The 21,227-nt window shown below is 40.8% G+C and carries 23 protein-coding genes and 1 pseudogene; 12 read left to right on the top strand and 12 right to left on the bottom strand.

Annotated features, from left to right (window positions below):
* Positions 1-85: 85 nt before the first annotated feature.
* The 7 genes from BM266_RS12175 to BM266_RS12145 all read left to right on the top strand — a co-directional run bounded on the left by BM266_RS12175 (position 86) and on the right by BM266_RS12145 (position 6,452).
* Complete coding sequence (locus tag BM266_RS12175; RefSeq protein ID WP_093410095.1) at positions 86-967, top strand: SDR family oxidoreductase; 882 nt, start codon at positions 86-88, stop codon at positions 965-967.
* Between the two features lie 219 nt (positions 968-1,186).
* Positions 1,187-1,951, top strand: coding sequence for a ParA family protein (locus tag BM266_RS12170; protein WP_093410093.1), 765 nt, complete (start codon positions 1,187-1,189; stop codon positions 1,949-1,951).
* Positions 1,952-1,954: 3 nt separating this feature from the next.
* Positions 1,955-2,860, top strand: a complete 906-nt coding sequence (locus BM266_RS12165) for a ParB/RepB/Spo0J family partition protein (RefSeq protein WP_093410090.1) — start codon at positions 1,955-1,957, stop codon at positions 2,858-2,860.
* Positions 2,850-3,449 (top strand): DUF5683 domain-containing protein, encoded by a 600-nt coding sequence (locus BM266_RS12160; RefSeq protein ID WP_245760438.1) that lies wholly within the window; start codon positions 2,850-2,852, stop codon positions 3,447-3,449. Before BM266_RS12165 ends, BM266_RS12160 begins: the two co-directional genes overlap by 11 nt.
* A 2-nt stretch (positions 3,450-3,451) precedes the next feature.
* Positions 3,452-4,168, top strand: coding sequence for a 4-hydroxy-tetrahydrodipicolinate reductase (gene dapB, locus BM266_RS12155; RefSeq protein WP_093410085.1), 717 nt, complete (start codon positions 3,452-3,454; stop codon positions 4,166-4,168).
* Between the two features lie 48 nt (positions 4,169-4,216).
* The gene (lepB, locus tag BM266_RS12150) at positions 4,217-5,788 is read left to right on the top strand and encodes a signal peptidase I (RefSeq protein ID WP_093410083.1); all 1,572 of its coding nucleotides are present in this window, start codon (positions 4,217-4,219) and stop codon (positions 5,786-5,788) included.
* Between the two features lies 1 nt (position 5,789).
* The gene (locus BM266_RS12145; RefSeq protein ID WP_093410080.1) at positions 5,790-6,452 is read left to right on the top strand and encodes a WbqC family protein; all 663 of its coding nucleotides are present in this window, start codon (positions 5,790-5,792) and stop codon (positions 6,450-6,452) included.
* Here BM266_RS12145 and BM266_RS12140 read toward each other — a convergent pair.
* From BM266_RS12140 to BM266_RS12110, 7 genes are all read right to left on the bottom strand, one after another.
* On the bottom strand, positions 6,430-7,458 hold the full coding sequence (locus BM266_RS12140) for an endonuclease/exonuclease/phosphatase family protein (protein ID WP_093410078.1): 1,029 nt from the start codon (positions 7,456-7,458) through the stop codon (positions 6,430-6,432). The two genes, BM266_RS12145 and BM266_RS12140, sit on opposite strands and share 23 nt — an antisense overlap.
* A complete protein-coding gene (locus BM266_RS12135; protein ID WP_093410076.1) occupies positions 7,458-8,366 on the bottom strand; it encodes a rhomboid family intramembrane serine protease in 909 nt (302 codons plus the stop codon). The genes BM266_RS12140 and BM266_RS12135 overlap by 1 nt, the downstream gene beginning before the upstream one ends.
* On the bottom strand, positions 8,366-9,109 hold the full coding sequence (locus BM266_RS12130) for a rhomboid family intramembrane serine protease (protein WP_093410073.1): 744 nt from the start codon (positions 9,107-9,109) through the stop codon (positions 8,366-8,368). Before BM266_RS12130 ends, BM266_RS12135 begins: the two co-directional genes overlap by 1 nt.
* A complete protein-coding gene (gene mutL, locus BM266_RS12125; RefSeq protein WP_093410070.1) occupies positions 9,110-10,957 on the bottom strand; it encodes a DNA mismatch repair endonuclease MutL in 1,848 nt (615 codons plus the stop codon). It abuts the gene before it with no gap.
* The gene (locus BM266_RS12120; RefSeq protein WP_093410131.1) at positions 10,958-11,251 is read right to left on the bottom strand and encodes a hypothetical protein; all 294 of its coding nucleotides are present in this window, start codon (positions 11,249-11,251) and stop codon (positions 10,958-10,960) included.
* Between the two features lie 129 nt (positions 11,252-11,380).
* Positions 11,381-11,878: a 6,7-dimethyl-8-ribityllumazine synthase gene (gene ribH / locus BM266_RS12115; RefSeq protein WP_093410068.1), complete on the bottom strand. Its 498-nt coding sequence runs from the start codon at positions 11,876-11,878 to the stop codon at positions 11,381-11,383.
* Between the two features lie 4 nt (positions 11,879-11,882).
* Positions 11,883-12,653 carry a tetratricopeptide repeat protein gene (locus BM266_RS12110; protein ID WP_093410065.1) on the bottom strand — a complete coding sequence of 257 codons (771 nt, stop codon included), beginning with the start codon at positions 12,651-12,653 and terminating at the stop codon, positions 11,883-11,885.
* A gap of 147 nt (positions 12,654-12,800) precedes the next feature.
* Here BM266_RS12110 and recF point away from each other — a divergent pair, with 147 nt between their 5' ends.
* From recF to BM266_RS12090, 4 genes are read left to right on the top strand one after another with little or no spacing between them, the layout of a single operon-like run.
* On the top strand, positions 12,801-13,880 hold the full coding sequence (gene recF, locus BM266_RS12105) for a DNA replication/repair protein RecF (RefSeq protein WP_093410062.1): 1,080 nt from the start codon (positions 12,801-12,803) through the stop codon (positions 13,878-13,880).
* Positions 13,877-14,311, top strand: coding sequence for a lipocalin family protein (locus BM266_RS12100; protein WP_093410060.1), 435 nt, complete (start codon positions 13,877-13,879; stop codon positions 14,309-14,311). The genes recF and BM266_RS12100 overlap by 4 nt, the downstream gene beginning before the upstream one ends.
* On the top strand, positions 14,298-14,603 hold the full coding sequence (locus BM266_RS12095) for a DciA family protein (RefSeq protein WP_093410056.1): 306 nt from the start codon (positions 14,298-14,300) through the stop codon (positions 14,601-14,603). Before BM266_RS12100 ends, BM266_RS12095 begins: the two co-directional genes overlap by 14 nt.
* Positions 14,604-14,614: 11 nt before the next feature.
* Positions 14,615-15,187 carry a pseudouridine synthase gene (locus BM266_RS12090; RefSeq protein ID WP_093410054.1) on the top strand — a complete coding sequence of 191 codons (573 nt, stop codon included), beginning with the start codon at positions 14,615-14,617 and terminating at the stop codon, positions 15,185-15,187.
* Here the strand turns inward: BM266_RS12090 and BM266_RS12085 are convergent.
* The 5 genes and pseudogenes from BM266_RS12085 to BM266_RS17600 form a co-directional block, all read right to left on the bottom strand.
* Positions 15,184-16,698 (bottom strand): N-acyl-D-amino-acid deacylase family protein, encoded by a 1,515-nt coding sequence (locus BM266_RS12085; RefSeq protein WP_217648159.1) that lies wholly within the window; start codon positions 16,696-16,698, stop codon positions 15,184-15,186. The genes BM266_RS12090 and BM266_RS12085 overlap by 4 nt on opposite strands.
* An 80-nt stretch (positions 16,699-16,778) precedes the next feature.
* Positions 16,779-17,381 (bottom strand): NAD(P)H:quinone oxidoreductase, encoded by a 603-nt coding sequence (wrbA, locus tag BM266_RS12080; RefSeq protein ID WP_093410051.1) that lies wholly within the window; start codon positions 17,379-17,381, stop codon positions 16,779-16,781.
* Positions 17,382-17,530: 149 nt separating this feature from the next.
* Positions 17,531-19,252: a gamma-glutamyltransferase gene (gene ggt, locus BM266_RS12075; RefSeq protein ID WP_093410126.1), complete on the bottom strand. Its 1,722-nt coding sequence runs from the start codon at positions 19,250-19,252 to the stop codon at positions 17,531-17,533.
* A gap of 82 nt (positions 19,253-19,334) precedes the next feature.
* On the bottom strand, positions 19,335-19,892 hold the full coding sequence (locus tag BM266_RS12070; protein ID WP_093410049.1) for a biliverdin-producing heme oxygenase: 558 nt from the start codon (positions 19,890-19,892) through the stop codon (positions 19,335-19,337).
* A gap of 159 nt (positions 19,893-20,051) precedes the next feature.
* Positions 20,052-20,189, bottom strand: a pseudogene (locus tag BM266_RS17600) (hypothetical protein); the annotation flags it as partial.
* Between the two features lie 254 nt (positions 20,190-20,443).
* Between BM266_RS17600 and BM266_RS12060 the strand changes: the two are divergent.
* On the top strand, positions 20,444-21,223 hold the full coding sequence (locus tag BM266_RS12060) for an MlaE family ABC transporter permease (protein WP_093410044.1): 780 nt from the start codon (positions 20,444-20,446) through the stop codon (positions 21,221-21,223).
* The last annotated feature ends 4 nt before the right edge of the window (positions 21,224-21,227 follow it).

Genomic DNA, 21,227 nt, shown 5'->3' with positions numbered 1-21,227 from the left:
GAGAAAAGAGAGAACATAAAATATTCGTGGCTAAGCACCACAGAAGCGGAAAATATAAAACCGAGAACCAACTAAAGACTAAAAAATGGACTATACACAAAAAATGCTTCGCGATGATGCCTTGAAAGGAAAAAGCATTGTGGTCACAGGCGGCGGTAGCGGCCTGGGAAAAGCGATGACCAGATATTTTATGGAACTAGGAGCAAAAGTAGCAATCACTTCCCGAAACTTGGAGAAGCTTCAGAATACGGCGAAAGAACTGGAAGAAGAAACCGGTGGAAAATGTATTGCCGTGCAATGCGATGTAAGAAATTATGATGAAGTTGAAGCAATGCGAGATGCTGTAATTGACCAGTTTGGAAGCGTTGATGTTTTATTAAATAATGCGGCCGGGAACTTCATCTCTCCTACCGAGCGACTTAGTGCCAATGCCTTCGATACCATAATTGATATCGTATTAAAGGGAAGTAAAAACTGCACCCTTGCTTTCGGAAAGCACTGGATAGACAAAAAAGAAAAAGACAAAACCGTTTTAAATATCGTAACCACCTATGCCTGGACGGGTTCGGCATATGTAGTACCCAGCGCCACCGCAAAAGCAGGAGTTTTAGCAATGACACGTTCCCTGGCTGTAGAATGGGCTAAATACGGGATTAGATCCAACGCCATAGCCCCGGGACCTTTTCCTACAAAAGGTGCCTGGGATCGTTTATTACCGGGAGATCTAAAGGACAAGTTTGACCTCTCTAAAAAGGTTCCTCTAAAAAGAGTTGGGGAGCACCAGGAACTTGCAAACCTTGCCGCATATCTGGTTTCCGATTTTTCAGCCTATGTTAACGGGGAAGTGATAACCATAGACGGCGGCGAATGGCTTAAAGGCGCGGGACAATTCAACCTTTTGGAAGCAATTCCTGAAGAATTATGGGACCAATTGGAAGCGATGATCAAAGCGAAGAAAGGCAGCTAAGCTAAAATCTCATAATATTCTAAAATGTTTGAAAACCGAGGGAAATCTTTTGGTTTTTTTATTTATCCAGATCTTAACATTTTAGATGATTCCCTGCGGAAAAATTCAGCAAAAAGCCTTGAACCTTCAGTCTTTATTATATGTACAAGCTGTTAACAAAATGATTTCATAAACCTATAATAAATTGTATTTTTACTTTTTAAAAATTGAACGTAATTAATGGGTAAGATCATTGCTATTGCCAATCAGAAAGGCGGCGTGGGTAAAACCACAACTTCGGTGAACCTTGCGGCCTCACTTGGAGTACTTGAAAAGAAAGTTTTACTGATAGACGCCGATCCGCAGGCGAATGCTACCTCGGGACTCGGAATTGATGTGGAAGAAGTGGAATTTGGCACCTACCAATTGTTGGAGCATTCTATTTCTCCGGAAGAGGCCATTCTGCAAACCAGCTCTCCAAACCTGGATATTATTCCTGCCCATATAGACCTGGTAGCGATAGAAATTGAGCTGGTAGACCAGGAAAACAGGGAGTCTATGCTTAAAAAAGCTATAACTCCGCTAAAGGAAAAATACGATTATATCCTGATCGATTGTGCCCCTTCCCTTGGTTTATTAACCCTGAACGCCTTAACCGCGGCCGATTCTGTAGTGATCCCGATCCAGTGTGAATATTTTGCCCTGGAAGGTCTCGGAAAACTGCTAAATACCATAAAAAGCGTTCAAAAGATCCACAACAATAAACTGGATATTGAAGGCCTTTTGCTTACGATGTACGATTCCAGATTGAGGTTATCAAACCAGGTGGTAGAAGAGGTTCAGAAGCATTTTGGGGAAATGGTTTTCGATACAATCATTCAAAGAAATGTTCGTTTAAGTGAAGCCCCCAGTTACGGAGAAAGCATTATTAATTATGATGCAGGCAGTAAAGGAGCCAGCAATTATTTGAGCCTGGCACATGAAATTATAAAGAAAAACTCATAGAAGATGGCGAAGGCTACCAAGAAACAAGCTTTAGGAAGAGGACTTTCAGCTTTGCTAAAAGATCCGCAAAACGATATTCAATCTGCAGAAGACAAGAACGCTGATAAACTGGTAGGCCATATTGTTGAACTTGAACTGGAGGCCATTGAGGTGAATCCTTTTCAGCCCCGTACCAGTTTCAATGAAGATGCTTTAAAGGAACTCGCCTCCTCCATCAATGAATTAGGGGTGATCCAGCCAATCACAGTTAGAAAGCTGGATTTCAATAAATATCAGCTTGTTTCCGGAGAACGCCGATTCAGAGCCTCAAAAATTGTTGGATTAAAAACCATCCCGGCATATATCAGGATCGCCAACGACCAGGAATCCCTGGAAATGGCTTTGGTTGAAAATATTCAGCGACAGGATCTGGACCCTATCGAGATCTCGCTTTCCTATCAGCGACTTATCGATGAGATCAATCTTACCCAGGAACAACTTAGTGAGAGAGTTGGGAAAAAACGCTCTACTATTGCGAACTACCTGCGATTATTGAAACTTGATCCCATCATACAAACAGGAATTCGGGACGGCTTCTTAAGTATGGGCCACGGTCGTGCGCTCATCAATATTGAAGATCCTCAGCAGCAGCTGGATATTTATGAAAAGATACTTCAGAAATCGCTCTCGGTAAGAGAAACAGAACAGTTGGTACGCGAGATCAACACCGGAAGTCAAGAGAAAAAAGGCAATAAGGCATCTACTACAGTGCCTAAAACCTATAAAAAAGGAATTAAAGAATTTTCAGAATACCTGGGAACAAAAGTAGATGTGAAACTAACCAAAAAAGGAAGCGGGAAACTAAGCATACCTTTTAAATCGGAAGAAGACTTCAATAGAATCAAAAAACTGATCCAGGGTGAAGAGTAAATATCTTTTCACAGCAGTAATGCTGGTTTTTTTTTCTTTCCAGGGGTTTTCCCAGGATAGTCTGTTGGTAGATACCCCTACTGCCGGGGAACTGCCGGTGGCCGAAAAAGAAAAAGAGCAGGACTACAAACCCTACGATGCCCTTGCTCCTTCCCGGGCTGCTTTTTATTCGGCTATTTTACCGGGGCTTGGACAGGCTTTCAACGGCAGCTATTGGAAAATTCCCATCGCTTATGGAGGGCTTGGGATTGGGGTTTATTTTTATATAAACAACGATAATGAATTCAATCGTTACCGGGATGCCTATAAAGACAGGCTGGCGGGAAGAATTGATGAGTTTACTGTGAATGGCCAGGAAAGAGTTACAGATGACGGTTTAATAAGAGCCCAACGTTTTTACCGCCGAAATAAAGAAATTTCGATTCTGGTAATTGCCGGGATTTATGCACTGAATATTATTGACGCCAATGTAGAGGCCCACCTGCAACAATTTAATGTTAGCGAGGATCTTACGCTTCGGCCAAATATGAATTTTGATGAATTTTCTGGAAAGACACGCTACGGACTTTCCTTAAATTATAATTTTTGATTATGAAAATAGCGCTGTTAGGCTACGGAAAAATGGGCAAAACAATTGAAGAAATTGCCCTGGATCGAGGCCACAAGATCACTTTAAAGGTAGATGAAGATATAGAAAGCTACGATCTCACCAATCTTGATGCTGATGTAGCCATAGATTTTAGCGTCCCCAAAGCCGCTTTTAAAAATATCACCACCTGTTTCGAACTGGGTATTCCAGTTGTGAGTGGGACTACAGGTTGGCTAGACCATTATGACAAGGCCGTGGAAGTTTGTGAAAAACACGACACAGCTTTTCTGTATGCTTCCAATTTCAGCATAGGGGTTAATTTGTTTTTCGAACTCAATGAAAAACTGGCTGAGATGATGAAAAACCTCGAAGAATATTCCGTAGAGGTTGAAGAAATACATCACGTACAGAAGCTTGATTCTCCAAGTGGTACTGCTATTAGCCTGGCTCAGCAAATTATTGCTAACAATCCTAACAAGATCGCATGGCAACTTGACCACGCTGAAAATGATGAAATTCCAATCTACGCCAGGCGTGAGGCCGAAGTACCCGGAACCCATACCGTTTCTTATAAATCTGAAATAGATTCAATTGAGATAAAGCACACCGCTCATTCCAGGCAGGGTTTTGCAAAAGGTGCGGTAATTGCCGCAGAATGGATAAAAGGTAAAGAAGGCATCTACAGAATGCAGGATGTTCTAGCCGAAATTTTAAAATAATGTAACACTTTAGGCCCAGGAGGCTCTAATAATGTAAAATACTTCCTTATGACATTTACGCAATGGTTTTTGTTTTTCCTGCTCGTCCAGGTAATCCATTTTTTAGGAACCTGGAAATTATATAAAAAAGCAGGAAGGCAACCATGGGAAGCTGCAATTCCAGTTTATAATGCAGTTATCCTAATGAAAATCATCAACCGGCCCTGGTGGTGGGTTATTCTGCTTTTTATTCCTATTGTTAACCTTATAATGTTCCCGGTAATCTGGGTAGAAACCATAAGAAGCTTTGGACGCCATAGCACCACAGATACGTTCCTGGTGATCCTAACACTGGGATTTTACATTTACTACATCAATTATGCTACTGATGTAAAATACATTGAGGACCGTAGCCTGAAACCTAGAACTGGTATAGGCGAATGGGTGAGTTCCATTTTGTTCGCGGTAATTGCCGCTACCATCGTGCACGCTTATATAATGCAGCCTTTTACAATCCCTACCTCTTCCCTTGAAAAAACTTTGCTGGTGGGCGATTTTCTTTTTGTAAGTAAATTTCATTACGGGGCACGCTTACCACAAACGGCGATAGCCTTCCCTATGGTGCATGATACCATCCCGATACTTGGAACAAAATCATATCTCAATAAACCACAAATTCCTTATACCCGTTTGCCCGGTTTTCAGGAGATAGAGCGAAATGATATTGTGGTCTTCAACTGGCCGGTAGATACGGTCAAACAATTTTTTGACCGTTCAGGAGAACGTTATGACAAGCCGATAGATAAAAAATCAAACTATGTAAAACGAGCAGTTGGAATTCCCGGGGATTCCCTTAGAATAGAGAATGGGGAACTTATCGTGAACAATGAAATCCTGGAATTACCGGTTCGTGCCAGAACCCAGTTTTCTTATTCAGGGAAAACCAAAGGCCAGGGTTTTGATCCCCGATTCTTATATGAAGAATATGATGTTACCGACGGCTTTTATTACAATCCCAATAACAACGAATTTTTCTTCAGGGCGCTGACTGAGAAAACCTATAACCGCCTGCGGAATCATCCTAATGTAGATTTTATCCAACGCTATATTGATACCTCCAGCACAGCATCAAAAGGGATCTTTCCGAACAACGGAAAATTACCGTGGAACAATGACAATTTTGGACCGATCTATATTCCGAAAAAAGGTGATAAGGTAGAATTAACCGCCCAGTCTATGCCCTTTTACAAGCAAATAATTGAGACCTACGAAGGTTTGGAAATGGGCGAGCCAAAAAGTTTAAGCCTCAACGGAACCCAAGTCTTAATTAACGGTTCTCCGGTGGATTCCTACACCTTTAAACAGGATTATTACTGGATGATGGGAGACAATCGCCATAACAGTGAAGATAGCCGTTCCTGGGGTTATGTGCCGGAAAATCATGTAGTGGGCAAGCCGGTATTCATCTGGATGAGTTGGGATGCCAATGCAAATGGAATAATGAATAAAATACGCTGGGACCGGGTTTTTACTACCGTTAAAGGTGATGGTACTCCGATTTCCTACCTGCCTTATTTTCTGATCCTGTTGGTAATAATCTTCGCTTTTAATTACTTTAAAAAACGAAGAGAAAATTCTTAAAATGAAGGATGTATTATTGCACCCTGCCTATTTCGGGCCAGTTTCACAGTTTGTCGCATTAGCGAAAGCTGAAAAGGTGATTTTTGAGAACGAGGACAATTACCAGAAGCAAACTTTCAGGAACCGGATGTATATCTACGATTCCAACGGTAAATTGCTGCTGAATATTCCCATAAAACATCGGTCAGCTCTTACGGGAGAACCGAAAATGGCCGGAAAACATCAGCTTTACAAAGAAGTACGTATAGAGAATGAATTTGAGTGGCAGAAACAACACTGGCGGGCCCTAAAATCTTCCTATCAAACCTCGCCTTTCTTTGAGTTTTACGAAGATGAATTACACCCACTCTATCACAAGCACTTCAAATTCCTGATCGATTTCAATTACGCCTGCCTGGAGTTTATTACCGAATCTATTCAGCTGGAACTTGATATCAGCAAAACTTCAGAATATATCAAAAGACCCAATAATATTACCGATCTCCGTCCCATGATAAATGCTAAGCAGAAAGTTGAATTTCAGCATATTGCATATACCCAGGTATTTGAAAATAAACACGGTTTCATCCCAAATCTAAGCATACTTGACCTGTTGTTTAATGAAGGCCCTAACAGTCTCCAGTATCTGGAGAATCAGGATTTTAAAGCCGAAGCCTGGTCATAATCGGGTAATGATCTGAATACTTTACCTTAAATCGCTCGTAAGACTGAACCTCCATAGAATCCTCGATGAGTAAAAAGTCTATTCTAAGCGGGAAGTAACTCAATTTAAAAGTTTCGCCAAAGCCCGAACCGGCTTCAAGAAAAGCGTCCTGAAATCGTTTCTCAGGGTTTATTTTCTCGTAGATATAAGAAAAAATTGTATTGTTAAAATCCCCTATGATAAGCGTTTTATAGGGTGAGTTATTTACTTCTGCCATCACCATTTCGGCCTGGTCCTGCTGCATAGCAAATCCGGCACCAATTCTGCCAAAGAGTTTTCTGGAATCTTCTTTTTGAAGTTCATCTATTTCAGGTTTAATGTTCAACGATTGGAAGTGAACGTTAAAAACCCGAAGTGTATCTTCCTCTACAACAATATCCACATAAGTGGCATTGTTGTTTCCCTGCTGCGGAAAATCGAGGGAATACTTATTAACGATGGGGTATTTCGAAAAAATTGCAGAACCAAACTCATCGTTTTTATTTTTAAGCTTGATATAATGATAGGGATAATCGCGGCGTATCCCAGATGCACCAATATAATATTCCTGCATTGCCAGGATATCGGGCGATTGATCATTTACAAAACCCGTGATCTTACCGGGAATATCATCGGCATCTACCCAGTTGTAGGCATTGAACATGCGCACATTATAACTCATCACCGATAGCTGGTTATCATCCCGCTGATTGTCCTTTGCTGAAAACTGATATAATCCGGTTACATAATGGAACCCAAGAAGCAGAACAATTAAGGAAAGCAAAAACTGTCTTTTAAATTTAATAATCCAGTAAACAAGAAATATAAGATTGAGAATAATTAACACCGGCACTCCAAGGCTAAGCACCGACAGCAGCGGAAAAGACTTTGGCGGGATAAAGGCAAGCAAATACGACAACAACAAAGCTGTGGCCGCCAGGGAATTCAGAAGAAAGACAATTTTATCTAAAAAACCGAGTTTTTTCATCAATCTTCTTTTCCGGCTTTAAACAAAAAGTCTTTCTCTTCTTTGCTAAGGCTGTCATAGCCACTTTTACTTATCTTATCGAGTATGTTATCAATACGTTTTTGTTTCTCGTTCTTGTTCATCCTCGCAGACGCAGTGGTGCGTTTGTTGCTAGCTGAAGTATCTTTTCCTTTCCGGTAAACGGTTTTCATTTTTGCTTTTTTGGGAGTAGAAGTAAACATGGAAGCAAAACCATCCATAATCTTTTCAAACCAGGCACCAATATCATTTCCTTTCTGAAGTTGAGTAGTATAGAAATATCCCAGTAAGGCGCCGCCCAGATGCGCCAGGTGACCTCCAGCATTTCCCATTGGAATTTGAATAACATCCAGCAAAACAAGGAATCCTGCGATATACCAAAATTTTATACTTCCCAATAACACCAATCTTACACGCATATTAGGAATATAGGTTGCAATCCCTACCAAAACAGCCATAACGCCTGCAGAAGCACCCAGAAGATAAGACCTTCCCGTAGCCGCGAATGCAGGAAAGAGGTTATAGCTAAGCATATACACCAAAGCGCCCACAATTACACCCAAAAAGAAATAATTGAGAAGACGTTTAGGAGAAAAGTAATTCAGGAAATAAATTCCGGAGAAATAAAGTATAAGCATGTTTGAGAGGATATGCCAAATCCCACTGTGCAAAAACGCATAGGTAACAATACTCCAGGGTTTAAAAATAAACTCCCCGGGTTCTTTTGGAAAGACAAACCACTCCATAAAAAAGTTGGAAGGGAACTGGAACAAGAAAGCTATGGTCTTAAAAAGGTACAGCAATACAAACACCAGTATATTTATAGCGATAAGCTTTTCAACAACCGTGGCGGTTTGCAGTTTATATTTTAATTTATCTGAAGCTTTCATTAATCCCAGCGATTTTGATTAAACCGGTTTTTCTTCCAGTACCACATCATTATAAATCCGAAAAGGGCACCACCTACGTGTGCAAAATGCGCAATTCCCCCACCAAATATGGAATATCCGGTAAATCCAGAGAAAAGATCAATCCCAATTAATGCCGGAATAAAATATTTAGCTTTAATCGGCACGGGGACAAAGAGCAGGAATAATTGCACATTAGGGAACATCATTCCAAAAGCAACGAGAATTCCATAGATAGCTCCGGAGGCTCCCACCGCCGGTGTATTAAAGCTCATATAAAGATCCTGAAGCGTTTCTTTGGAAACCGATTCCAGGATCGCGGTAGAATATTCTCCGGTTTGCAACATCCTTTCTACCTCTCCCATCGTCATTCCGGCGTCAAGAAGGGCATTATATCCCGTCTGGTATTCAAAGTAATTCACTAAGGTATGCAATAAAGCGGCTCCCAGCCCAGCTGAAAAGTAAAAGAAAAGAAATTTTTTCTGTCCCAGCATTTGCTCTATAGGACCTCCAAAAGCCCAGAGCGCATACATATTAAATAGAATATGGGTAAGCCCCCCGTGCATAAACATATGAGACAAAATCTGCCAGACCCTGAAGTTTTCATTTTCAACAAACCATAAGGAGAAAAGCTGATAGGCGAAATTTCCCAAAAACTGACTTCCAACAAAAAATATAATATTGATAATTAAAAGTACCTTAACCGTATCTGTAATTCTTCCCATTTACATAAATTTTTTGTCCAGTTCATCCACCGTAAGAGTCACAAAAACCGACCTGTTAGATGGGCTCAGGCTTGGTTCCTTGCAGGCAAACAAACGGTTAACGATGTGTTGTTGCTCCGTATTGTTCAACAGCATCCCCGATTTTACCGCCATTCCTTTCGCCAGCGATCTTGCCAGTAAATCGGTTTGAGAAAAGCCATTATTGGGTACTTCGTTTTCCAAATCTGAAAGCAGTTGTTCCAGCAACATCTCTACTTCACTCTCAGAGATCAAAGTAGGTATCCCCGATATTTCTACGGAATCTCTTTCCAGAGACGAAAATACAAATCCGGTTTGTTCCAGCGATTCCTTTATTTCCCCGAGCATTTCCATCTCGTGGGAAGAAAACTGAAGTTTCAGCGGAAATAATAATTGCTGGCTCACCGCGGCTGAAACCGTAATGTTTTTCAGCAATTCCTCATACAGGATTCTGGTATGTGCCCGATGCTGATCAATAACCAAAATACCGCTTTTTAAAGTGCTTACAATATATTTTTTCTGAAGCTGAAAGGTTGATTTTTCAGCTTCTGATTCCGAAGAATTAAACAAACTTCCTGTAACCTCTTCGCTTTCAAATTCGATATGCCTTACTTCTTCCTTATCCAGGGTCTCATCTTGTATTCCTGAATACAGACTTTCCCACCCTGCAGCTGGCTCTTTTCTGAAACTGCCGGAATTACTTCTTCCCGGATTACTTTCCTGCTGGAAAGGATTAAAATCCCTGTCTACTTCCACCCCGGGAACGTTGGCTTCCCTGTTTTTATATTCGTAGGGTGTGTCTAAGTTTGCATCTCTTTCAAAATCAAGTACCGGTGCTACATTGAACTGGCCGAGGCTGTGTTTAATAGCACTTCTCAAAATGGCATAAAGTGCATGCTCATCATCAAACTTGATCTCGGTTTTGGTAGGATGGATATTGATATCGATACTTCGGGGATCAACCTTGAGGTATAAAAAATAACTGGGATAAGACTTCTCCTTGAGCAAACCATCAAAAGCAGCGGTTACCGCATGATTGAGGTAAGGACTTTTGATAAAACGGTTATTTACAAAGAAGAATTGCTCGCCCCGACTTTTCTTGGCAAATTCCGGTTTACCAACAAAACCCGAAATCTCCACGAGTTCAGTTTCCTCGGTTACCGGAACAAGTTTTTCGTTGGTTTTGCCCCCGAAAATATTGGTGATTCGTTGTCTGAAATTGGTTTCGGGCAACTGAAATAACTCATTGCCATTATGAAAAAGATCGAAAGCTATTTGTGGATGAGCCAAGGCTACCCGCTGAAATTCATCAATGATATGCCGGGTTTCCACCGCATCAGATTTCAGGAAATTACGCCTGGCCGGAATATTATAAAACAGGTTTTTTACGCTAATGGAAGTCCCCTGAAGAGTCACACAGGCTTCCTGAGATGTAACTTCACTACCTTCAATTTTAATAATGGTTCCTACTTCGCTTTCGTCATCTTTGGTCTTTAACTCTACCTGGGCTATAGCAGCAATAGAAGCGAGGGCCTCACCTCTGAAACCCTTTGTAGTAAGACTAAAAAGATCTTCTGCCGATTTAATTTTAGAGGTCGCGTGGCGTTCAAAGCTCATTCTCGCGTCGGTAAGGCTCATCCCCATTCCGTTATCTACAATCTGAATCTGGGTTTTACCAGCATCCTTAATTACCACCTGAATTCTCGTGGCTTGCGCATCAATGGCATTTTCCAGCAGTTCTTTGATTACAGAAGCCGGCCTTTGCACTACCTCCCCGGCCGCGATCTGGTTAGCTACATGGTCTGGTAAAAGTTGAATTACATCACTCATTTAGGGAGCATTCGAAAAGATGGACAAATCAAAATCTATTATCCACAGGAAGATAAGCAGCAGGATTGCTATGATGATCAATACCCGGGTGTTGATTTCACGATTTCCGCGGTTACGGCTGGATTTACGCGCATCGGCCCAGTGGGAACCAAAATCTATGGCGTTGGTGGTATCTTTATATTTATGAAACTTAGAATCAAATTTATAAATATTACCGGTATCCTTGCCTTTATAATAACGGGGAGTGTAATTATAACGGGTATTCTTTTTTATTTTATTTAATCCAATCTTCAAAACAGGCTGCTTTATAATATAAAAATCAAATTTACTCAAAAAGCTCCGAAATTCCGAAGCCCTGCGTCTTAAAGATTATCACAATAATGGTGCCGACCAAAAAATTGTCCCGGCAAAATAAAGAGAATTCTAGAACCTGGAGTCTTTGCGAAGTTGTGCCATCTTGATGGCAGCTACGGCAGCTTCTGTACCTTTATTCCCGTGTTTACCACCGCTACGGTCTATAGATTGCTGCATATTGTCATCGGTGAGCACACAGAAAATTATTGGAGTATCATTTTGCACATTCAGGTCTTTTATGCCTTGCGTGACACCCTGGCATACAAAATCGAAATGTTTTGTTTCCCCTTGAATTACACTACCTATAGCGATAATTGCATCCAACATATCGAAGCTTTCCTGCATTTTTTTACAGCCGTACACAAGTTCAAAACTACCGGGTACATTCCAACGTGCGATCTTTTTAGGATCTACGCCATTCTCAATTAGCGCTTGGTATGCTCCATCATAAAGAGCTTCGGTGATATTATCATTCCATTCTGAAACAACAATCCCAAACCGGAAGTCTTCCGCGTTTGGGATTGTATTTTTATCGTAAGTTGAAAGATTCTTTCCTTCAGTTGCCATATAATTAGTTATTAGCCTGAGCCTGTCCTAAATAGACCGGTACCTGTTCGGCCTCCGGGCTTTCTGGATATTCATCTCTTAATTTAGTAAGATAATCTTCTGCTTCATTATTTTCCCCCACCTCAAGCGCGGTTATGGAAGCTTTCAGTAAAAATTTAGGAGTAGTAAATTCATTAGAACGCATAGAAGCTGCTTTATCATAATAATCTAAAGCCTCTTCGGGTTGCTCGAGTTGCATAAAAGCATCGCCAATCCCTCCTACAGCCAAAGCTGCAAGAATCTCGTCATCGCTTTTAAAATCTTCAAGGTGATTAATAGCTTCCTGGTAATTTCCAGTGTGTAAATATGCAAATCCCGCATTGTATCTTGCAAGATTAGCAGCATCTGTACCGCCGTAGTTTTCTATAATATCAAGAAACCCATATTTTCCTTCACCTCCGTTAAGAGACATGGTGTATAGTGAATCGCGCTCTGCTCCTGCGCTGTTCATAGCATTTGCAAAATAATTCTGAGCCTGAGCCATTTCGTTTGCTGCTTCAGTCTCTTTTGGTTCCTGGATGAAACGTTGCCACCCCAGATAACCTAAAACAGCCACAATAGCTACACCTACAATAATATAGATATACTTTTGATTATCGGCCACCCAGGTCTCAGCCTTCGAGGCACCTTCATCAAGGGTATTAAATACTTCTGCGGTTGTAGATTCCTCTTCAACCTTTTTCTTTCGTTCTTCCTTAGTAGATGGTTTATTTCCCCTTTTCTTGTAAGTTGCCATAAAATCTGTTTAATGCGTCGCAAAAATAGGATTTTTATTGAAAATTAAAAGGGAAAATATTTGTATTTTTTTAATATTTTCGGGTCTTTCGCTTAGTTTTGTAAAGAAAACTTTAACAAAAATTACCTGTCTGAACCTCAGAGTTTTATGCATCTAAAACATCTTAATCTACTTCATTATAAGAACTTCGATTCAGCTACATTTGAGTTCGATCAAAAAATTAATTGCCTTGTTGGCCATAATGGGGTTGGAAAAACCAACGTTTTAGACAGTATTTACCATCTTGCCTTCGGAAAAAGCTATTTCAACCCAATTACCAGCCAGAACATTAATCACGATGCCGACTTTTTTGTAATAGAGGGAGAATTTGAAAAGAAACACAAAACCGAACAGATAGTCGTAAGTGCCAAGCGCGGCCAAAAAAAGTTGATTAAAAGGAACAATAAACCTTACGAGAAATTTAGTGACCACATAGGTTTTATTCCTGCTGTGATCATTTCCCCTGCCGACCGTGATCTTATAATTGAAGGAAGTGAAACGCGTAGGAAATTTATAGACGGGGTGATTTCCCAAAGCGACCAGCTTTACCTCAACAAGTTAATTCAGTATGGAAAAATTCTTGCCCAACGTAATTCCCTGCTGAAGTATTTTGGAGCAAATCATAGTTTTGATCGGGACACCCTGGAAGTTTATAATCTACAATTAAGTGAGCTCGGGCAATATCTATTCGAAAAACGACAAAAATTCCTGGAAGAGTTTATTCCTATTTTCAATAAACGATATAATGACATTACCGCAAATAAGGAGAAAGTAGATATTAGTTATAGGAGTCAGCTTTTTGAAAAGCCTTTATCCAGCCTTCTGGAAGAAAACCTTCAGAAGGATATGGCGCTGCAATACACCAGCGTAGGCACTCACAAAGACGATCTCAATTTTGAAATAGAAGGCCATCCCATCAAGAAATTTGGCTCTCAGGGCCAACAAAAATCATTTCTGGTTGCTCTAAAACTGGCGCAATTTGATTTCATAAAATCTTTAAGCAAAGTGAATCCCATTTTACTGCTGGATGATATTTTTGACAAACTGGATGAACAACGCGTTGCACATATTGTGGCACTGGTGGCAACCAACGAATTAGGTCAGATCTTTATTAGCGACACCCACGCCGACCGTACCGAGAAAGTAGTACAGAACAGTAACCAAACCTATAAAATCTTCAAATTGTGAATAAATTAATTCTTTATTCTCTTATCGGAATCGTACTTTTAAGCTGTAGTAAGCAGGATCCCAAAGAGCAGATAAAATACATAGATGGCTACTGGGAAATCGATAAAGTTGAACTCCCGGGCGATTCGGTAATGGAATATTCTATAAATGAAAATATTGACTATTTCGAAATTAAGGATAGCATCGGATTTAGAAAAAAATTACAGCCTCAGTTTGACGGAAGCTATAAGACCAATGATGACGCCGAAGAGCTTAGAATAAAAATTGAAAACGATAGCCTGCGCCTTTATTACAAGACCCCTTTCGACGAATGGAAAGAAACGCTGCTACAGGCAGACGAAGAAAAGATGAGCATCCTGAATAAGGATGGGATCATTTACCATTATAAAAAATTCACCCCATTATTTGCTGAAGAAAATGAAAAAGAATAACCGAAGAAATAATGAGAATTTGAGTATAGGCGATGTGCTAAAAGACTTTGTAGACAAGAATAAACTACAGTCAGGACTCGATAAGGTTAACGTAAGAGATGTCTGGAACCGGGAAATGGGTCCGGCGATCGAGAAATATACCACTAACATAAAACTGCAAAACGAAACTTTATACGTGCAGTTAAGTTCTTCAGTTTTGCGGGAAGAGTTAAGCTACGGAAAAGCGAGGATCATCAAAATGCTTAATGAAGAGCTTGGCCGGGAGCTGGTTAAAAAACTTGTTCTACGCTAAACTTCACCGCTTTGCACAGTTACTTTAAGATTTACAAACCATACGGATACCTCAGCCAGTTCATCACCAACGAACGGCCAAGAAAAAAGAAAAAGCTCTTAGGCGATCTGCATGATTTCCCTGAAGGCACTATGTCTGTGGGTCGTTTGGACCAGGATTCAGAGGGACTTTTACTTCTCACAACCTGCGGAAAAACCAGTGCCTCGATTAGAAGTAAGAAAGTTGAAAAAGAATATTATGTGCAGGTTGATGGTGAAATCACCGAAGTAGCTATAGAACAGTTGAGTGAGGGGGTAGAGATAAGTATTAATGGCAGGAATTATCAAAGTCTGCCCTGTAAAGCTTTCAAATTAGAGCAAAAACCTGTTTTCCCTCCACGTGCTAAAAAGATCAGGGATGAGCGCCACGGCGCCACCAGCTGGGTTTCTATAAGCCTTACGGAAGGGAAATTCCGGCAGGTAAAAAAAATGACAGCGGCTGTAGGCTTCCCCACTTTAAGGCTTGTTAGGGTACGTGTGGGGAACGAACATCTTTCAGATATGGAGGCCGGGCAGGTGATAGAACTAAATCAATTCGATTATTAAGGTCTCCTGAGAACCTTTCCATTTCTTCCTTCTGAAAATTCAGACTCTTTCTTTGCAATTTCTCCATTTACATAAACATATTTGAAACCCTCTGCAAGTTTATGCGGTTCCTCATAGGTTGCCATTTCCTTTATTTCTGAAGGATCAAAAAGCAGGAGGTCGGCTTTATATCCAACTTTTATGAGTCCGCGATCCTCTATTCCTAAAATTTCTGCGGACACTCCGGTCATTTTATGAATGGCTTCTTCCAGGGAGAACTTCCCCTCACCTATCACAAAAGTTTCGATCATTTTAGCAAAACTGCCATATCCCCTAGGATGTCTCATTGTTGGACTCCCATCGCTACAAATATTCACGAGCTGGTGTTGCATCAGCTTTTCCTGTAATTCATCATCCATAATAAAATAGGCTCCTCCGGCGCCATAAGGCCCAATATCTTCGATAAGCACATCCTCAAAAGGCTTGTTAAGCTCCAGCGAGATCTTTTCAAGCGTTTTCCCTTTAAATTTACCTGAACCAATCAATGTCGATTCCGGCCCGTTGCGTTCTGCAATTTTATTCCGAAGAAATTCCTGTAGTTCAGCTTTACGGGTTTTTAGAACGATTTCATAATCATTCGGTTTTTTGGCCCAATCAGGGAATACAATGGCAATTCCGGTGTAACTCGCAGAATACGGGTAAAGATCGGCTGTTACCTTAATCCCTTCAGCCCTGGCATTTTCGAGCAGGCTGAGTATTTCTTTGGCGCGCTGATCTCCTTTTCCATAAACCGATTTAATATGGGAGATATGAACAGGGCAATATTTCCCCTGAGCCAGCAACTCTTTTATGGAGTTTTCAAGCTCACTATCGTCTTCATTCCGCATATGACTCATAATTATGCCTCCGTTTTTTCCAACTATCTTTGCTAACCTTTGGAGCTCTATGGCCCTGGAGAAATTTCCGGGATTATATTCCAGGCCGGTGGTCATTCCAAAAGCTCCGGCATCCATCGCTTTTTGAAGAAGTTTTTCCATATCCACGAGTCCCTTTTCCCCGGGCAAAGTATCGTAATTAACCCCTGATAATTGCCTTAGGGTATTATGCCCAACGAACATGGCGATATTCGTTGCAGGTTGGATCTTTTGTACCTTATCCATCCAATGGCTAAGTTCTTCCTCATTCGGGCTGTAACCATCCTGGCCAAGCGTGATGGTGGTCACTCCCATGGCAAGAAAATTTTCAAAGCCCGGGGTTTCCAGGGGATCCCCGTGAGAATGAGTGTCTATAAAACCCGGACTTAAAACGAGTCCATCAGCATCAATTATTTTTTCTGCTTTAAATTCCAGGCTGGTATCCCTTTCAATCTGAACGATTTCGTTATTGCTTACAAGAACATGAGCTGTAAATTTATCCTTTCCTGAACCATCTATTATGGTTGCGTTACGGATCAATAAATCGTAGAATATTGTATTGTTTTGGCTTAGGAGAATACCCGGCGCAAAGAGCAACAGAAGAACAAGATGTTTCATCAGGGATTAATTTGGCTTAAATATAATAAAAATGGCGGCCCATTGTGAACCGCCTTATAAGTCTGATAAATCGAAAAAAATTAAGCGTTCAATTTCCCGGCTATTTCTACCATTCTCTTTACCTGGTGAGAAACAGCATTTTTAATTTTATCATCAAGTTTATCCTTTCCGGCAGTTACGCTAAGTCCATAAGGGTTTCCACCAGATTCAAATAAGCTTGGATCGGTATAACCGGGAGCAACTATTATGGCTCCCCAGTGAATCATTGTTTTATATAAAGACATTAAGGTTGTTTCCTGACCTCCGTGCGGATTACTTGCGCTGGTCATTCCGCAAGCGATTTTATTGGCCAGCTTTCCTTTTGACCAAAGTCCACCGGTGGTATCGATGAACTGTTGCACCTGCGAAGGCAAATTCCCATAACGGGTGGGAATGCTGAAGATAATGGCATCTGCCCACTCCAAATCGTCTAAGCTAACTTCGGTTACATCCTTTGCTGCCTCAACATGTTTCTCCCAGTCTTTATTCTGGGCGATTGCTTCTTTAGGAGCGGTCTCCTTAATCTTACGAAATCTTACTTCTCCGGCACCGGAGTTTTTTCCGGCTTCCTCCGCCCATTTGGCGAGTTGGTGGTTTGTTCCTGTCGCACTGTAATATATCACAGCTAAATTCACTTTACTCATAGCTTTATCTTTTTTGGTTAATTCTTCCCATCAAGATAAAACATTCAAGCACCAATTATTTTAATATTATTATAAATTTCAGGAGGGTGATCAAACCAAAAAGCCACGTATTACTTCGTGGCCTTTAAGTCTTTCTCTTTTTGAAAAGTTTAGTGTCCCACAGCCCTGGAATCATAACTGCGGGAATCGGCTGCACCGTAGATTACGCCTTCTTCCTCATCTATATAAATCCCCATAGCCTGTCCCTGGTTGGTTCTATACCTAACTTTATGTCCCATTTCCTCATAAAGCTTTTTGGTATCAGGCGAGATGCCGTAGCGCTCAAAAGAGGTGGTATTCGGAAGCCATTGGTGATGGATCCTGGGTGCTTCAATGGCCCGGGCAATATTCATTTCATGGTCTATCACATTCACAATAACTTGAAATACTGTATTAATAATGGTACGACCACCGGGGCTCCCAATAACCAAAAGAGGTTTTCCATCTTTTGCCACAATAGTTGGAGTCATACTGGAAAGCATCCTTTTTTCGGGTGCAGCGAGATTGGGGTTGGTCCCTATTAATCCTTTAGTATCGGTGTACCCGGGAATGGGATTAAAATCCCCCATTTCATTATTCAATAAAAAACCAGCACCTTCCACGGTAATCCTGGAGCCATAGCTATGTTCCAAAGTATAGGTTAAGGAAACTGCATTCCCTTCTTTATCTACTATGGAAATATGAGTGGTTTGCGGACTTTCATATTTTAAATGCGCAGCTGAAAAATTAGCAGAATCACTCACCGAAGCTCTATCGGGCTCGATAGTTTCCCGCAATCTGGCAGCATAGTCCTTTGATGTAATCTCGTCCACAGGCATTCCGGGATTAAAATTTGGGTCCCCAAGGTGCAAGGCCCTGTCAGAAAATGCCCGTCTCATTGCTTCGGTTAGCACGTGAAGGGAAGCTGCCGAATTATGCCCCATTTCTTTAATATCAAAACCTTCAACTATATTGAGCATTTCTACAAGAGCAACTCCACCCGAACTTGGTGGTGGCATAGCTACAATTTCATGGTCGCGGTAAGTGCCTGTTACCGGCTCCAGTTCTTCGGCTTCATAACGGGCGAGATCTTTTTGGGTGATCAGTCCGCCGTGTTTTTTCATATAGTTTTCAATAAGCCTGGCGGTTTTTCCTTTATAAAACCCATCGGCACCATTCTTTTGGATTCGTTTTAGGGTTTCAGCTAAATCGGGTTGTTTCCAGATTTCTCCCGGCTCATAAATTTCTTCCCCGTTCTTTAAAAAAGACTTAGCCGTGGCTTTATAAATCTCTTCATCTTTATGCTCCTTCGCCCAGTTAAGGAACCAGTTCATATTATAGGTGGAGGAAAAACCTTCCTCAGCAAGCTTTACCGCAGGAGCTACAAGGTCTTCCCAGGGAAGACTGCCCATTTTTTGATGTGCTTTGTATAATCCGGCTACTGTACCCGGCACACCGACAGAAAGCATCCCTTCGTGGTTGGAATTATCTTTCACCTTACCATCTACACCCAGAAACATCTCTGCTGATGCTGCCAAAGGCGCCTTTTCCCTGAAATTAAAAGTAGTTTTATGTCCGTCATTCCCGTAGTAAACCAGAAAGCCGCCGCCTCCAATATTTCCGGCTGAGGGTAAAGTAACCGCCAGGGCAAAAGCTGTAGCTACACTTGCGTCAATCGCGTTTCCACCCTGTTCGAGAATATCATTCCCTACCTGTGAAGCGAGGTGATGGCTGGTAACCACCATACCATTTTCGGCACGTACAGGAATGCGGCCACTTTGGGCGAAAAAACTGAAGTTAATACCAAAGGCCAGGAATAAACAAACCAATCCCTGAAGATTTTTTGTGATCATAATGGGCATTTATAATTTTAAGAATGGTAAACCTAAGTAAAACGCCTAAATGAAACAAGGCAGGAAAGTTACTTTGGGAATTTTAAACTTCTTTCAATTCCAATTTAAATACCTCTGCAAAAAACTTAAAAGTCTCCTGTGCTTTTTGCGCCGTAATGTGCTTTTCTTCTTCTGAAAATTCTGAATTACGGAGACCTTTTAGAAAAATGTTCCAGCCTTCCATTGATTTTCTTTCAGGAGTGAAAAAATGAGGTTTTTCTATCTCTGACAGGTTTTGACAATAAGGTAGTTCCTTTGAAATCTGCATCCCACCAAGAGCCGAGCCTTCTACCACATAGGTCGCGCCTATAGCTTCCGTTTTATTTTTTATGCTAAACCGGTTTTTAAAATCTCCTAAAACCGAGGTATCAACATTCAGGGAATCGAGATCTTTTTTCAACCGAAGGGATTTATCAGATTTCCAGTTATCCAGGTGATTACTGATCTGTTCTTCGGTAATTTTGTAGGCAATATAATTCTGAAGTAAAAGAAGTTTATATTCCTCAAGACTTATCTCGTGAGACATGATCTTAGCGGCAAGATTATCCTGTTCTATTTCCTCATGTAATTGTTTTGTGGCTTCTCTAAGAGTTGTTAGCATCGTCTTTCCCTGATTTTTAGTTTTCTATATTCTTCCTGATCTTGTTTATGTTTCCATGTTGTTCCTCATTATCATTACGAAGGTTGTCAAGGTAATTATAAATCTGGTTTACAACGATCTTATTTTTCCTTATTCGCTCCCATAGATCATCATGAGCCACTATATTGTAAACAATTGCTTTTCAATTATTCGTTTAACCACGGCCAAACCAATTCCGCTACCGGAATAATCTTCTCCGGCCACACGCTTAAAGGCTTTGAAGACTTGCTCTTCATCCTTGAAATCAATACCTATCCCATTATCTCTAACGAAATATCAATTCAAAAAATAATCAATTATTTCTTTTATAAGCAGGTTATCCGATCAATATTTCGCATTTATCTCAATTTCTTCATAGAATTTTAAGATGGGATTATATCATGTTTGCCTGAAATGGATCTGTGGATTATCTGTACTTGAAATAATCTCTTTTAGAACCGCAAAATCTAAACTGACCAAAATCATAAAAAATTTCGCCTTTCTATTGTAACTTTAAAGTGCAAAGTATTTATATGGACGGCAATTATAGTTTTAGAAAAAACCTTTCCGCTTTCTTTATAGAGATTGGAGAACTAACTGGTTTCGCCGGAAGATTTTTCCAGGAGTTATTCTCACGGCCATTTGAATTCAGGGAGTTTCTGCGCCAGAGTTACAATATGGGCAACAAGTCTATGCTTCTGGTTGGTGTTACCGGTTTCATATTGGGCCTGGTTTTTACACTTCAGTCCAGGCCTACTTTAATGGAATTTGGGGCGGTTTCCTGGATGCCATCTATGATAAGTATATCTATTGTAAGGGAGATCGGCCCGGTAGTAATTGCTCTAATACTTGCAGGACGTATTGGCTCCGGAATAGGTGCCGAATTAGGGTCTATGAAAGTAACAGAGCAAATAGACGCGATGGAAGTTTCAGGGACCAATCCCTTTAAATTTCTGGTAGTAACCCGTATTCTTGCCACTACCCTTATGATCCCGATTTTAGTGATTTTGGGAGATTTTATAGCCCTCCTTGGTTCTGCACTGGTTGAAAATTTAAAAGGCAATGTTTCTTTTACCCTTTATTTTAACCAGGTTTTTAATACCCTGGAGTTTAGTGATCTTTTTCCGGCTACTATAAAAACCTTCTTTTTTGGTTTTGCCATTGGCCTGGTTGGATGTTTTAAGGGTTACAATAGTAAGAAAGGAACCGCCGGGGTAGGAAAAGCCTCAAATTCGGCGGTTGTTTTCACTTCTATGCTCTTGTTTATTATAGATTTTATAGCCGTTTTTATAACCGATATTTTTTACCCCTAATTGT

Origin of the sequence: Salegentibacter flavus (assembly GCF_900115145.1) — a bacterium.
GTDB lineage: Bacteria > Bacteroidota > Bacteroidia > Flavobacteriales > Flavobacteriaceae > Salegentibacter > Salegentibacter flavus.
The sequence above is the reverse complement of the archived record's forward strand: the minus strand, read 5'-3'. Positions and strand labels throughout refer to the sequence as shown.